Raw genomic sequence first — 14,495 nt, 5'->3', positions numbered from 1 at the left:
CGGTCAGATATGGCCTGTAAGGCCGAATTCAATCAAACGCGGCCAGTCTGGCCCAAAATTAGTCAGATGCGGCCAGTCTGGCCCCAATTTATTCAGACGCGGCCAGTCTGGCCGCGGTGGCGCAGATAATGGTCGGCAATCGCGCAAGCCACCATCGCCTCGCCGATCGGCACGGCGCGAATGCCCACGCATGGATCGTGACGGCCCTTGGTCATCACATCCACTTCCTTGCCATCCTTGTCGACGGAGCGGCGCGGGGTCAGGATCGACGAGGTCGGCTTGACCGCGAAACGCGCCACGACCGGCGCGCCTGTAGCAATCCCGCCAAGAATGCCGCCGGCATGATTGGACAGGAACAGCGGCTTGCCGTCATTGCCCATGCGCATTTCGTCCGCGTTTTCCTCGCCAGTGAGACGGGCCGCCTCGAAACCGTTGCCGATTTCCACACCCTTCACGGCGTTGATCGACATCAGCAGGCTTGCGATATCCTGATCAAGCTTGCCATAGATGGGCGCGCCGATGCCCGCCGGCACGCCTTCGGCGACGATCTCGATGACTGCGCCAACGGACGATCCGTTCTTGCGAATGCCGTCGAGATAGTCGGCGAAAATCTCCACCGAACCTGCATCCGGCGAAAAGAATGGATTGTTATCCACTTCGGCCCAGTTCCAGCGACGGCGGTCGATGCCATGCACGCCCATTGCAACCAGCGCGCCCTTCACCTCGAGCCCCGGCACGATCTTGCGCGCAATCGCACCGGCTGCAACACGAGCCGCCGTTTCGCGCGCCGATGAACGTCCGCCACCGCGATAGTCGCGAATGCCGTATTTGACGTCATAGGTGTAATCGGCATGGCCCGGGCGGTACTGGCGGGCGATCTCGCCATAGTCCTTCGAGCGCTGATCGGTGTTCTCGATCATCATCGAGATGGGCGTTCCGGTCGTCGTCATGGTCACGCCGTCGTCGCCCAGAAGGACTCCGGAAAGCACGCGCACCTGATCGGGTTCGCGGCGCTGCGTCGTATATTTGGACTGGCCGGGCTTGCGCTTGTCGAGATAGGCCTGAATTTCCGCTTCCGTGAACGTGATGCCGGGCGGGCAGCCGTCAACAACGCAACCGAGCGCCAGACCGTGGCTTTCGCCCCAGGTGGTTACGCGGAACAGATGACCGAAACTATTGTGAGACATGCGCGACGCCTGAATAAATTGTCCTTGTCCGGAGCAGGCCAAGGAGAGAGCAGCTACTTTACGCGCCGGTTTTATTGGGCTTTTTGACGGCGGTCAAATCAAGCTCCCCGGCGACGCAAAATTTCCTTCTGGAGATCGATATCCGGCATTTTTTTTGACACATTCCGCACGCTACATTGTGGGATAGACGGTGCGGCGCGCCAGAACTATCAAAGCGCATCGCGCTTTAAACCCATTATCCTGCATGTCGTTATCGGAAAACCGGTTTCCACTTTTCCGCGACGTGCTCAAATCGCGACAATCGTGTCGAATCGGTCAGGCGACAACCCAACCCGAGGCACAACCAAAGGAACGGAAAGTCATGCATTATCTGGTCGGATTAATTCTCATTATTGCTTCGCTGTTCTCGACGGTGGCGATGGCGGACGATGCCGAAGGCAAGATCACCGGTATCAACAAGGACAGCGAGACCATAACGCTGGATGACGGCCAGACATACAAGCTGCCTGGCGAGTTCGATTACAGCGCGATCAACAAGGGCATGAAGGTTCTCATCATTTACGATGTGGTCGACAGCACGCGCTTCATCACCGACATTCAGGAAGCGCCGTAAGCCCGAAACCGCCCCCTATAGAAAAATGAGCGGCTCATAAGCCGCTCTTTTCATTTGGGCTGGAACCACCCGCTTCTGACAACACGCGCCCATTCGGCACGACGGTTGTTCTCCGCCATCTGGACCATCCGTGCCGTATCGTAGGGAACATTGCGCAGGGTTATCTGCCAGCCAGACCCGGTCTGCTCGATGACAGCATAGGACGCATTGGGGTTGCCAGTCTGAACAATATGTGGAACTGGGTGATCGTCGTCGTAACCGGGACAACCCACGCTTCCCGGATTGACCAGCATTCGCCCGTCCCCAAGACGAACAACCCGCGGCGTGTGCGTATGGCCGCAAAGGATGAGAGAGGCCGCTATGTCATCGGCCTCTGCCTCAATATCCTCTCGGCTCCGCAGAACGACATCGCCATTGGCGGTAACGTTCTCCATCCAGTAGGTGGTATCGCTCGATGGGGTTCCGTGGCAGATGAATATGCGTCCATCGGCCAGAGAGCGCGATGCAGGCATTGCGCGCAGCCATTCGATGTGCCGGTCATCAAGCTGTTCGCGTGCGACCCGATCCGAGGGGCCCATCTCCGCGAGCGACTTTTCCACAAGCCAGCGATCATGATTGCCGCGAATGCAGATCATTTCTCGCGCCATCAGCATATCTGCTGTCTCACGCGCGGCTAAGGGACCGCTCAGATGATCGCCGAGATTGATGATCGTCTCTATTTGCAAAGCATCGATATCGGCCAGCACCGCAGCCAGCGCATCGCTGTTACCGTGAATATCCGATATGACCGCGAAACGTTCGAAGGGCATGTAACGCCTCCATCGCTGGCAAAATTCTGTTCGCGGTCACTATAGACTGATTTACGGGATCAAACCCATTCCAGCTTGCCGTTTTCGAACTTCAAGATCTTGTCCTGCGGGATGGATAGATTTGCCGCAGCGTGGCCGTCCATGTCGCCGTAAAGGTAAAACAGCGTGCGGATGCAGCCGCCATGCGTCACGCAGACGGTCGGCCATTCCACGGCCTCCACCCAGCGCCCGATACGCCGCGACAGACCCATATAGCTTTCGGCGGTTGCTCCAGGCGGCACAAAATTCCACTTGTCGCGGGCGCGCGCCTCCAGGAGATCTTCGCGCTCCTTGGCAATATCCTCCATCATGAAGCCCTGCCAGTCGCCGAAATTGACTTCCATCAGTTGCGGGTCGGTGCGGTAATCATAAGGGTCGAGCCCCATGCGCAACCGGATGCGTTCCATCGTCTCGCGGGTGCGACGCAGAGGACTTGCCACGAAGTCGAAGCCCGCGCCGTCGCCGATCAGCGACTTCAGCATATCGCCATTGCGATCCGCCTGTGTGCGGCCGTGCGCATTGATATCGATGTCGAGCTGTCCCTGAATGCGCTGCGAAACATTCCAGTCTGTCTCGCCGTGACGTGAAAAGTAGATGATTTCCCGAGCCACAGCTCCACCCCAATATGCCGTCAGTCAATGTCTGGATAGCTTTCCCGCACCGGGAAAGAAAAAGAAAAATCCCGAGAGGCGGTCAACTTTTCGGGAATTCGTATTCGCAGCTTCAGTCTTTCACGACCGAAATGTCCGGAGCGTCAACCGCCTTCATGCCGATGACATGATAGCCGCTGTCCGCGTGGTGGACTTCGCCCGTCACCGAACGTGACAGGTCGGAAAGGAAATAAAGGCCGACATCGCCCACTTCCTCGATGGTGACGGTACGGCGCAGCGGCGCGTTGTACTCGTTCCACTTGAGGATATAGCGGAAGTCGCCGATGCCAGATGCGGCAAGCGTCTTGATCGGACCGGCCGAAATAGCATTGACGCGAATGTTCTGCGGTCCGAGATCAACCGCCAGATACTTCACGCTTGCTTCGAGAGCAGCCTTGGCCACGCCCATGACGTTATAGTTCGGCATGACCTTTTCGGCGCCGTAATAGGTCAGCGTCAGGATCGAACCGCCATCGGCCATCAGTTTTTCCGCCCGGCGCGAAATCGCCGTCAGGGAATAGACCGAAATCAGCATCGTATTGGTAAAATTGGCTTCCGACGTATCGACATAGCGGCCCGTCAGCTCATCCTTGTCGGAAAAGCCGATGGCGTGCACGACGAAGTCGAGCTTGCCCCACTTCTTTTCAAGCGTCTCGAAAACAGCGTCGATGCTGGCAGCATCCGCCACATCGCAATGTCCGGCAACGAATGCGCCAAGCTCTTCAGCCAGAGGCTCGACACGCTTCTTCAATGCATCGCCCTGATAGGTGAATGCGAGCTCTGCGCCTGCATCACGAGCGGCCTTCGCAATACCCCATGCGATGGAGCGGTTGTTGGCGACGCCCAGAATCAATCCACGCTTGCCCTGCAACAAACCTGACTGTGCGGTCATTAGGGGTCCTCATTGAAAACAATTAACTAGTTGCCCTATCGCACAGCCTCGGCTCTCCTTCAAGCAATTGCAGTGAAAAAGCCGGGCATTGTCACTTTACTGCCGCAAAGAGACAACACCCGGCTTCAAACGATTGAAGACCTGTTCAGGCTTGTTTGCGTTTTTGCAGGAATTCTTCGAGTTCCCTGTCGCCACCTTCCGGCAGCATGATCCGCACATGCACGTAAAGATCGCCACGTCCGGCAGCTTTGAGCGGAAGACCCTTTTCCTTCAGGCGCAGAACGCGGTCCGAACTCGACCATGCCGGTATTTTCACCGCAATCCGTCCGTCGAGGGTCTCCACTTCCTGCTTGCCGCCAAGAACGGCATCGGAAAGCTCGACCGGGAGATCCACGTGCACGTCACGCCCCTCCAGGCGAAACCGGGGATGCGCCTTGAAGTGAATCGTTACCAGCGCATCGCCAGCCGTTCCGCCCACCAATGTCTCGCCCTGCCCTTTCAGGCGAATGGTCTGACCGTCCTCGACATATTTCGGCAGCTTGATCTTGAGATGCTTGCCGTTCGGGAAAACCGCCTCGACCTTTTCAGCACCGGCGGCCTGTTCCAGCGTGATATCGATGGATGCCGAAAGATCGGCTCCCTTCGCGGGGCCGCGCTGCCGTGCGCCGCCTGCGCGGGCACCGCCACCGAAAGCTCCGCCGAAAAGATCGTTCAGGATATCTTCTGCACCACCGAAGCCGCCGCCCTGCTGAAAGCCGCCGGGACCGGAGCGAAATTCAAAATGGCTGTTGCCGCCGCCCTGCCGGAAGCCGGCGAACGGGTCGCCATGGGCGCCGCCGAAGCCCTGCCCGCCTGTAAAGCCCTGGAAAGCGGGCTTGCCCTCGGCATCGATCTCGCCGCGGTCGAATTGCCCGCGCTTGTCCTTGTCGCCCAGAATTTCGTAGGCCTGATTCAGTTCTGCAAAACGCTCCTGCGCCTTCGGATCATCCTTGTTCTGATCCGGGTGGTGCTTTTTGGCCAGTTTGCGAAAAGCCGATTTTATTTCTTCGGGCTTCGCCGTTTTGGCGACGCCCAGCACGCTATAGGGATCGCGCATATAGTTCCTCTTTCAGGAAATAATTGTGAGATAAACAAGATTCGTTGCCCACAATATGCGCATCTGACCGGCAAAGTTCCAGTCAGGGCAGGCTTTTCTTTTCAGATCGGCGCGAAAGAAGTTACCGTCCATTGACCGCCGCGCTCCATGCAGGTTTCACCGCGATAAATAGAAACACCGTCAAAAGCTTCACGCGAGGTTTCGAACTCGCGGCAGAGCTGATTGTTCTTGTTGTTCTCGGCAATCGTGGTGATGGTGCCCTGGCTGCCCGTATCGGGATTGGCCCACGGAACGGGCTTCTTTCCCCATTGCGTGAAGTTGAGCGCGGAAACGACGTTCTTTATGGCGGATTGATCGGAAAGCTTGCCGGTATCGGTCTCGACCGGCTGCGATTGCTTCACGGATCCGGTGATCGTGGAAGAATCAGGAACAGCCTTTTCGATGCTCACCCCACCCATGGCGCAACCGGCAAGCGAGAAGAGGCATAGGCCGATCGCAGCCTCGCGCAGCACCTTGGCGCCACGGCACGGACTCCAGAAATTTACTTTATGGCGAAGCGTATCGACGGCCAACGCTATTCCCTTGTTCTACACGCTAAAGATGCAGGGATTATGGGTGAACTTGAGTTAACAAGCGGTGTGCCGGAAAGGTAAACAAATCGGAATCGGAGCACAACGCCCAACTCCATACTTTATGCGGCCGGCAAATGATGCCCCCAATTCTCTGCGTCCTTCAGGCCAGCTATCGCTCATCCAACAGCCAGCGACCTTCCGGAGAAAGAAGAACGCGGTGCGTTCACCGTCGTTGTACGGGTAGCATAACCGTTCCGGCCTGCCTGCTTTACCTTGTAGAGCGCAAGATCGGCCCGCGCAAAAACGTCAAGGTCACTCCTCTCATCACCCGGTTCTTCGCTCGCAATGCCGATGCTGACCGTCAAGATGAGTTTCCGCCCGTTGAAAACAAGCGGCGTATGGTTGACTGCGCCGACGATTTCACGGGCGATTTCCGTCGCCTCATGCTCATGCATCCCGGGCAGCAGAATCGAGAACTCATCGCCTCCAAAGCGCGCCAGCACACCGCGGCGATTGAGGATGTCGACCCCGACATCGGCGAAATGCACAAGCGCCTGATCGCCCAGCGCATGGCCATATGTGTCGTTCCAATGCTTGAAATTGTCGATATCGATCAGCATGACGGTATAGGCGACCCCGTCTTCACTGAATGCGAATTCGGCTCTCGCCAGCCTTTTCATGAAATGGCGGCGGTTCGGGAGCCCGGTGAGTTCGTCGGTCTCCGCGACCTTTGCCATATCGCCGTGCAGACGATTCATCGCCATGACGATGAAACCGAAGTTCCAGATCATGCCGCTATAGATCACGCAGACCAGCGCATAACTTTCGATGGAAAAATAAAGCGACTGGTCGAACTCTCCCGCCCATGCGGCGATGTTCAGCGACGTCTCGATGGCATGCCCGATGATACCCAGCAAAAAGGCGATGATGGCGATCCGGCCGCCGAGACCGAGGCTCTTTTGCCGCGCCAGATAGAATACCGTCATCGCCATGGGCACCGACTGGCCCACCGCATAGGCGATGTTCCGCCCCTGCCAGCTCGCATGAAACGCGGCCATGACGGCGAAACTTGCGAGCGATATTCCCACCGCCATCCGCCAGCCGCCTTTCTGGCCGTAGAAGTAGCGGGCGCCGATAAAGGCCAGGCAGAAGCCATAGATGATGATGGTGTTGCCGATAACGGCGGGCCAGAACGCACCTTCATTGCCTTGCAGCGAAAGAACAAAGCCGCCAACCAGCAGGAGCGTCGTCGAAAGCAGCCAGAGCCTGGCCGGTCTGAATTTGCGGTAAGAGAAGGCGATGGCGGTCCAGATGATGCAGACCGTCAGCGAATTTAAGAAAATTACGATGTAAAGCGTCAGGAAATCGAGTTTTGGCATAGCCCCACCTTGAACGGGCGCCCTACTAGAAGTTCCCCCTCAAGTAAAGCGCCCCTGCGACGACGCATCCCGGCAAGGCCATGGACAAAGAGGCGGTTATCGAAGAAGCTCCGTCCCGACCCGCACCATTGGGGTGTCTCCGGCGGGGATTCTCTTGCAGGATGATCCGCGCATTTCCGACAGGCTGTTGAAAATCCAAAATGACAAACGCAAGCGACGACTTCACCGAATCCTCCCAGCCGTTCAAGCTCTTTGCCGACTGGCTGGCCGACGCCAAACAAAGCGAACCGAACGATCCCAATGCGGTGGCGCTGGCGACGGTTGACCCGGATGGCCTGCCCAATGTGCGCATGGTGCTGCTGAAGGATTTTGACGAGCAGGGTTTCGTCTTCTACACCAATTATGAAAGCACCAAGGGCAAGGAAATCCTGTCGGCGGAAAAAGCCGCCATGTGCTTCCATTGGAAGACATTGCGCCGTCAGGTGCGCGTGCGTGGACCGGTGGAGAAAGTCAGCGACGCCGAAGCCGATGCCTATTACGCCTCGCGCCCGCGCGGCAGCCGCATCGGCGCATGGGCATCCAAGCAGTCACGTCCGCTGGAAAGCCGTTTCGCGCTAGAAAAGGCGGTTGCGGAATATACGGCCAAATATGCCATCGGCGATATTCCTCGCCCGTCCTACTGGTCGGGTTTCCGTATCCGCCCCGTCTCGATTGAATTCTGGCATGACCGTGCCTTCCGCCTGCATGACCGCGTGCTTTTCTCACGGCCCTCGCCGGAGGGCGACTGGAACAAGGATCGGCTCTATCCGTAACTGATAACAAAAAGGTCACTGAAAACAGTGGCCTTTCTTTTTATACCAGCGGCTTGACCGCCACCCAGAGGCTTCCGAGAACAAGCCCGAGGAAAATCAGCCAGCCGACGATATTGTTGGACTTGAACAGTTTCAGGCATTGGTCGGGATTGTCGATATCGAGCACGATGATCTGGCGATAGAGATGCACGCCCGCAGCAAGCAATCCGGCAAGGGCTGGCATCGGCACCTGCGCTACGGCGAAAGCCGCCGCAAAGAAGCCGATCGCACCTCCGTAGAGCACCATCAGCGCCGTCTTGGTATGCTTGCCAAAAAGACGCGCCGTGGAACGCACGCCCACCAGCGCGTCATCTTCCTTGTCCTGATGCGCGTAGATCGTGTCATAGCCGATCGTCCACAGGATGGCGCCGATATAGAGCAGCACCGGTGCAAGGCTCAGCGAGCCTTCGACCGCAGCCCAGCCCATGAGCGCGCCCCATGAGAAAGCAAGACCGAGCACGAATTGCGGCCAGTCGGTGATGCGCTTCATGAAGGGATAGGCAGCGACGATCAGAAGCGAGAAAATACCAAGCCCGATGGAAAACCAGTTGAACTGCAGAACGACCACGAGGCCGACGAGCGCCTGCAAAACCAGAAACAGCTTGGCCTGACCGCGTTTTACCTGTCCCGAGGGCAGAGGACGCGAGCGAGTACGGTCCACCTTGTCATCAATATCCTGATCGACCAGATCGTTATAAGTGCAGCCGGAACCGCGCATCGCGATGGCGCCGACCAGAAACAGAAACAGATGCCAGAACGACGGCAACACGGCCCATGCACCATCGCCGGGCTTGGCGCCCGCCCCTGCCACGAGCGCAGCCGACCACCAGCACGGCCAGAGAAGGAGCTGCCAGCCGATGGGACGGTCCCAGCGGGCAAGCTGCGCGTAGGGCCACAGCCAATGCGGCAGGACACGATATACCCAATGGCCGGAAGGAGCATCCTTCACCCGTCCGCGCGCATCGCGGGACTGGATGCCAGAATTGACCTGTGGGTTAGTTTGCGGATGCTGCATGGTCGTCTGCTTTCTCGAAACTGAACGACTCTACCCGCTTTTTCTGGAAAAATCGCGAGCCTGCCCTTGCCCGCGTGTGCGATGGGCAATAGAGAGCCGGGTAGTTAAGTGTTTACTTACCTCAAGCGCAGGGAGCAAGGCATGAAAGTTCTGTTGATCGGTTCCGGTGGACGCGAGCACGCCCTGGCATGGAAACTTGCCGCCTCTCCCCTGCTCGAAAAGCTCTATTGCGCACCCGGCAATCCGGGCATTGCGACAGTTGCGGAACTGGTCGACATCAGCGCCGATGACCACAAGGCGCTGATCGCCTTCGCCAAGGACAAGAAGATCGATCTCGTCGTCGTCGGGCCGGAAGCGCCGCTCGTGGCTGGCCTTTCCGACGAAATGCGCAGTGAGGGTATCCGCGTGTTCGGTCCCTCCAAGGCTGCGGCACAGCTTGAGGGCTCGAAGGGCTTCACCAAGGATCTCTGCGCGCGCTTCGATATTCCAACAGGCGCCTATGGTCGCTTCAACAATGCGCCCAAGGCCAAGGCCTATATCCGCCAGCAGGGTGCGCCGATCGTTGTGAAGGCCGACGGGCTTGCCGCAGGCAAGGGCGTGGTTGTAGCCATGACACTCGATAAAGCGCTCGACGCGGTGGACGCGTGCTTCGAGGGCGCATTCGGCTCCGCCGGTGCCGAAGTGGTGGTCGAGGAATTTCTGGACGGCGAAGAAGCAAGCTTCTTCTGCATCTGCGATGGCAAGACGGCATTGCCGCTTGGCTCGGCGCAGGATCACAAGCGCGTCGGCGACGGTGACACCGGTCCGAATACAGGCGGCATGGGTGCCTATGCACCTGCCCCGGTCATGACCCCGGAAATCGTTGAACGCACGATGCGTGAACTGATCGAACCGACCATGCGCGGCATGGCGGAAATCGGCGCGCCTTTCTCCGGCATCCTGTTCCTCGGCCTTATGATCGGCAAGGACGGCCCAAAGCTGATCGAGTACAATACCCGTTTCGGTGATCCGGAATGCCAGGTACTGATGATGCGCCTCAACAGCGACCTTCTCGCGCTCATCAATGCTGCCGTGGACGGCAAGCTGGATGAAGTTTCGCTCGACTGGAAGGATCAGCCAGCGCTGACGGTGGTGATGGCTGCGGAAGGCTATCCCTCCAATGTGAAGAAGGGCAGCGTCATCCGTGATCTCGACAAGCTCGAAGGCATCGATGGCGTCAAGGTTTTCCATGCTGGAACGGCGCAGAAGGACGGCAACATTATTGCCAATGGCGGGCGCGTGCTGAATGTCACGGCCATCGCCGACACGGTCGCAGAAGCGCAAGCACGCGCATATGAAGCCGTGAAGCGCATCGACTGGCCGGAGGGCTTCTACCGCTCCGATATCGGCTGGCGTGCCGTGGAGCGTGAGAAGCGGTCCTGACGTCACCGACAGCCTGCAATTGACGCGCAGTAATTCTTCTTTTTTAAGCGCCTTCGTCGTCGCGACGGAGGGATGTTGCCCGTGAATGGCCATCTGCTGTCCCATCACGATGACGTGCATCGAAAACATTGACGTTTACGTAATAAGCCGATAGCTCTTATGTCGGATGGTCGTTTTGGCGCCTGCCGGAATGCGAACAGCGCCGATGCAGGAGGCTTCTGAGGAGAAGCTAGTGGTCTGATTCCAACATTTGCATCCCTCGGTTCAAGCGCCGAGCAAATGTTGGAATCAAAAGGACCACTAGTAACTTTATGTATCTAGTGGATTTTTCGAATTCGACGTTTGAGACAACCTGTGTGTCAGTCGGGATTCAAACGTCGAATTCAATCCACTGGTAAATCATATTTGGAGGAAAGATGTATCGCGCGCCGGTTTCTGAAATTTCCCATACGCTGATGAAGGTTGCAGGGCTGGAAAAAGCCCTCGATGACAACCGCTTCCCTGAATTTTCCGCCGATCTTGCCGCCGCCATTCTGGAGGAAGCCGGCAAGTTTGCCGCAGAGCGCGTCGAACCTCTGCGCATCACCGGCGACAAGCACGGCGCGACCGTCAAGGACGGTGTTGTCACGACCGCGCCGGGCTGGAAAGAGCTTTACCGCGACTGGATCGAAGGCGGCTGGAACTCGCTGACCGGCACGCCGGAATATGGCGGCCAGGGCCTGCCGATGACGATGTCGGTGGCTGTCAGCGAAATGTGGAACTCCGGCACGCTGGCCTTCGCCATCGCCCCGACGCTGACCATGGGCGCGGTCGAAGCGCTCGAAAAGCATGCCTCGAAGGAATTGAAGGACGTCTATCTCGAAAAGCTCATCAGCGGCGAGTGGATGGGCACGATGAACCTGACCGAGCCGCAGGCTGGTTCCGATCTCGGCGCACTTCGCACCCGTGCCGAACGCGCCGGCGATGGCACTTACCGCATTTTCGGCCAGAAGATTTTCATCACCTATGGTGAGCATGACCTGACCGACAATATCGTGCATCTGGTGCTGGCGCGCCTGCCCGATGCCCCGGCTGGAACCAAGGGCATTTCGCTTTTCCTCGTGCCGAAATTCCTCGTCAACGCAGACGGTTCGCTCGGACGCCGCAACGATCTGTTCTGCTCCGGCCTTGAGCACAAGATGGGCATCCATGCCTCCCCAACCTGCACCATGATCTATGGCGATGGTTTCGTTAAAGGTGAGGAACAGGGTGCCGTCGGCTATCTGATCGGCGAGGAAAATCGCGGACTGGCGTGCATGTTCACTATGATGAACAATGCCCGCCTTCTGGTTGGCATTCAGGGCGTCGGCGTTGCCGAAGCGGCTTACCAGCAGGCGCTCAGCTATGCCAAGGAGCGCAAACAGGGCCGCGCCATCGGTGCTGATCCGAAGCAAGGCATGAGCCCGATCATCGAGCATCCCGATGTGAGCCGCATGTTGCTCACCATGAAGGCGCTGACGCAGATTGCCCGCTCCATCACCTATTCCTGCGCCCATGCCATCGACATGAGCCATGCGACGGATGGCGCAGACCAGCAGTTCTGGTCAGACCGCGCCGGGCTGCTGACGCCGCTCGCCAAGAGTTTTGCCACCGATGCAGGTGTGGATGTCGCTTCGCTGGGCGTGCAAATTCATGGCGGCATGGGCTTCATCGAAGAGACGGGCGCAGCACAGTTGCTGCGCGATGCCCGCATCACGCCGATCTATGAAGGCACCAACGGCATACAGGCCATCGACCTTGTGGTGCGCAAGCTGCCGCTTGGGCAAGGTGAACATATCAAGGGCTTCCTTGAAGAATTGCAGGCAGATGCCGACAAGGCCAGCGCATCCAATCGCCCGGAACTGGGCGAAACCGGCGCACGTCTTTCCACGGCGATCGCCCAGGCCCGCGAAGCCACCGAATGGCTGCAAAAGACAGTAGCGGACGGCCAGCTTGAGGCAGCCCTTGCCGGGGCCACGCCTTACCAGCGCCTCTTGTCGCTCGTTTCAGGCGGTGCCTATCTGGCGCGCGCGGCGCTTGCCGGTGACGACAGCGGACGTGCGGTCCTGAGCCGCTTCTTCGCGGAAAACATGCTCGCCGAAGTTTCCTCCCTGAAGGATACCGTCATAACCGGCGCCGCCAGCCTTGCCGCCGCCAAATCTGCGCTGGAGGCGTAAGCATGAGCGAACATATCCTGATCGAGCGCACAGGCGCGATCCAGATCATCCGTCTCAACCGGGCCGACAAGAAGAACGCCATCACGCGCGCCATGTATGCGACCATGGCAAAAGCGCTCAAGGATGGCGACGCCGATGACGCGGTGCGTGTGCATGTGTTTCTTGGCGTGCCGGGTGCGTTCTCGTCCGGCAACGACATGCAGGATTTCATGGTTGCGGCATCGGGCGGCGACCTAGGCAACGAGGTTCTGGATTTTCTGAACGCTCTTGCCAGCGCGAAGAAGCCAATCGTTTCCGGCGTCGACGGACTTGCCATCGGCATCGGCACGACCATCCACCTGCATTGTGACCTGACATTTGCAACGCCGCACGCCTTGTTCCGCACGCCGTTCGTCGATCTCGGCCTTGTGCCGGAAGCTGCGTCCAGCCTGCTCGCCCCGCCGCTGATGGGACACCAGAAGGCTTTTGCGTTGTTGGCGCTTGGCCACGGTTTCACCGGGGAAGCCGCACAGGAAGCCGGTATCGTCTATCGGGTCGTAGCCGACGATGCGCTGGAAGCGGAAGTGATGAAGGCGGCGGAAGAAATCGCCGCCAAGCCTCCGCAGGCCATGCAGATTGCCCGCGCGCTGATACGCATGCCAGCCGAAAAAGTTTCCGAGCGCATCGCGCGCGAGGCCAGACATTTTGCCGAACGGCTTACCTCGGATGAGGCCCGCGAGGCTGTCATGGCATTTCTGAGCCGGAAAAAATAAACCCGGATGTTTCTTTTACGGGCGCATCTTTTCGGAATGCGCCCCAAGAACATCCGGGGGCTTTTTGGAGGTCAGCCAAAGTTATTAGCTTGCCGCATTTGCCTCACGCAAAACCGCTTCGCACTTTTGCTGGAAATGTCCTGGCTTGCCGCATTTGCCTCACGCAAAACCGCTTCACACTTTTGCTGGAAATGCCCTGGCTTACCGCATTGTCCTACGCAAAACCGCTTCGCACTTTTGCTGGAAATGCTCTATTTCAGTTCCGCGCAATGATTTCCTTGCCCGAGATCACCAGACGGACGCCAAGCGTTCCGGTCTTGCGGCGAGCGAGAAAACGCGGTCGGCGACGGCGCGGCTCCTGTCCCTGACGGCGAGCCTGCGGCTGGCCGGTGCGGACAGCGCCGGTGCTTTCATAAAGCGGGCGGGCAACACCGTCTTCCTCAACCAGCATCATCGGCAGATTGAAGCTTGCAGCCCATGCGCGCCAGTCGGCGGCGACGTCGGTCAGGTCATGCGCGACAAGCAGGGGAACGGAAAGCTGCGGATCTTCATGCATCAGCTCCAGCGTCACCGTGATTTCGCCGAACTCATCTTCCACCGCGCGGGCGGCAACGCCCAGAAATGCGTTGGCAGGAAGCGCGATCGACATTGGCAGGCCGCTTGAAGGCAGAACCTGCCGGATCACCGCGCCACGCTCGTTGATGGTGAAGGTAACGTCGCTGCTGCCGTCGCGGGTCGCATAGGTCACGACCTGCGGAAAATGAAACGGATCGAGCCGCAATTCCCGTCCTGCCCAATCGGGCTTCAGTCCCTTGCTCATCATTTTCGACGCCTCTGTCTCTCTGTCTTATGTCCGGTTTCCCGGTTGGGCTTTTGCCCTTGTTGAGACGGAGAATAGGCGCGGTTTATTACCGACGGGCTTAATGAGTTAAGTTAACTTTTCCTTGGCTTCGGCTTTGGTTATCAGAATGCAACCATGTGTAAGAATTCGGAAATTCTTCTGAATAAGCGTTTACTAAAAGA

General features: G+C 58.4%; 14 protein-coding genes. 5 read left to right on the top strand and 9 right to left on the bottom strand.

The genetic code is table 11. The annotated features are described in order from the left end of the window. Positions 1-92: 92 nt before the first annotated feature. A complete protein-coding gene (aroC, locus tag ABWW28_RS07945; RefSeq protein WP_006470662.1) occupies positions 93-1,187 on the bottom strand; it encodes a chorismate synthase in 1,095 nt (364 codons plus the stop codon). A 361-nt stretch (positions 1,188-1,548) separates the two neighbouring features. Between aroC and ABWW28_RS07940 the strand changes: the two genes are divergently transcribed. Continuing rightward, positions 1,549-1,800 carry a DUF1344 domain-containing protein gene (locus ABWW28_RS07940; RefSeq protein ID WP_021586146.1) on the top strand — a complete coding sequence of 84 codons (252 nt, stop codon included), beginning with the start codon at positions 1,549-1,551 and terminating at the stop codon, positions 1,798-1,800. A gap of 50 nt (positions 1,801-1,850) precedes the next feature. Here ABWW28_RS07940 and ABWW28_RS07935 read toward each other — a convergent pair whose 3' ends face one another. From ABWW28_RS07935 to ABWW28_RS07910, 6 genes are all read right to left on the bottom strand, one after another. Then, entirely contained in the window at positions 1,851-2,609 is a 759-nt protein-coding gene (locus tag ABWW28_RS07935) for a metallophosphoesterase family protein (RefSeq protein ID WP_021586147.1), read from the bottom strand. A 59-nt stretch (positions 2,610-2,668) separates the two neighbouring features. Beyond that, positions 2,669-3,259 (bottom strand): histidine phosphatase family protein, encoded by a 591-nt coding sequence (locus ABWW28_RS07930; protein WP_021586148.1) that lies wholly within the window; start codon positions 3,257-3,259, stop codon positions 2,669-2,671. Between the two features lie 112 nt (positions 3,260-3,371). Continuing rightward, the gene (gene fabI, locus ABWW28_RS07925; RefSeq protein ID WP_006466187.1) at positions 3,372-4,190 is read right to left on the bottom strand and encodes an enoyl-ACP reductase FabI; all 819 of its coding nucleotides are present in this window, start codon (positions 4,188-4,190) and stop codon (positions 3,372-3,374) included. A gap of 145 nt (positions 4,191-4,335) precedes the next feature. Next, positions 4,336-5,286 carry a DnaJ C-terminal domain-containing protein gene (locus ABWW28_RS07920; RefSeq protein WP_021586149.1) on the bottom strand — a complete coding sequence of 317 codons (951 nt, stop codon included), beginning with the start codon at positions 5,284-5,286 and terminating at the stop codon, positions 4,336-4,338. 101 nt (positions 5,287-5,387) lie between these two features. Further along, positions 5,388-5,798 carry an RT0821/Lpp0805 family surface protein gene (locus ABWW28_RS07915; RefSeq protein WP_244634795.1) on the bottom strand — a complete coding sequence of 137 codons (411 nt, stop codon included), beginning with the start codon at positions 5,796-5,798 and terminating at the stop codon, positions 5,388-5,390. 236 nt (positions 5,799-6,034) lie between these two features. After that, a complete protein-coding gene (locus tag ABWW28_RS07910; protein WP_021586151.1) occupies positions 6,035-7,237 on the bottom strand; it encodes a GGDEF domain-containing protein in 1,203 nt (400 codons plus the stop codon). Positions 7,238-7,437: 200 nt separating this feature from the next. Here ABWW28_RS07910 and pdxH point away from each other — a divergent pair, with 200 nt between their 5' ends. Beyond that, entirely contained in the window at positions 7,438-8,049 is a 612-nt protein-coding gene (pdxH, locus tag ABWW28_RS07905; protein ID WP_021586152.1) for a pyridoxamine 5'-phosphate oxidase, read from the top strand. Between the two features lie 40 nt (positions 8,050-8,089). Here pdxH and ubiA read toward each other — a convergent pair whose 3' ends face one another. Then, entirely contained in the window at positions 8,090-9,103 is a 1,014-nt protein-coding gene (gene ubiA, locus ABWW28_RS07900) for a 4-hydroxybenzoate octaprenyltransferase (RefSeq protein WP_353390696.1), read from the bottom strand. A 141-nt stretch (positions 9,104-9,244) separates the two neighbouring features. On the opposite strand from ubiA, the gene purD reads away from it, so the two are divergent. The 3 genes from purD to ABWW28_RS07885 all read left to right on the top strand — a co-directional run bounded on the left by purD (position 9,245) and on the right by ABWW28_RS07885 (position 13,472). Beyond that, positions 9,245-10,525: a phosphoribosylamine--glycine ligase gene (gene purD / locus ABWW28_RS07895; RefSeq protein WP_021586154.1), complete on the top strand. Its 1,281-nt coding sequence runs from the start codon at positions 9,245-9,247 to the stop codon at positions 10,523-10,525. Between the two features lie 416 nt (positions 10,526-10,941). Continuing rightward, positions 10,942-12,720 (top strand): acyl-CoA dehydrogenase family protein, encoded by a 1,779-nt coding sequence (locus ABWW28_RS07890; protein WP_176055906.1) that lies wholly within the window; start codon positions 10,942-10,944, stop codon positions 12,718-12,720. 2 nt (positions 12,721-12,722) lie between these two features. Continuing rightward, positions 12,723-13,472: a crotonase/enoyl-CoA hydratase family protein gene (locus ABWW28_RS07885; protein ID WP_021586156.1), complete on the top strand. Its 750-nt coding sequence runs from the start codon at positions 12,723-12,725 to the stop codon at positions 13,470-13,472. A gap of 256 nt (positions 13,473-13,728) precedes the next feature. Here ABWW28_RS07885 and ABWW28_RS07880 read toward each other — a convergent pair whose 3' ends face one another. Beyond that, the gene (locus ABWW28_RS07880) at positions 13,729-14,295 is read right to left on the bottom strand and encodes a DUF6101 family protein (RefSeq protein WP_006470652.1); all 567 of its coding nucleotides are present in this window, start codon (positions 14,293-14,295) and stop codon (positions 13,729-13,731) included. Positions 14,296-14,495: the final 200 nt, after the last annotated feature.

Origin of the sequence: Brucella sp. NBRC 14130, from assembly GCF_040371715.1 — a bacterium.
Lineage (GTDB): Bacteria > Pseudomonadota > Alphaproteobacteria > Rhizobiales > Rhizobiaceae > Brucella > Brucella intermedia.
Note: the sequence above shows the minus strand (reverse complement) of the source record. Positions and strands in the feature narration are given on the sequence as shown.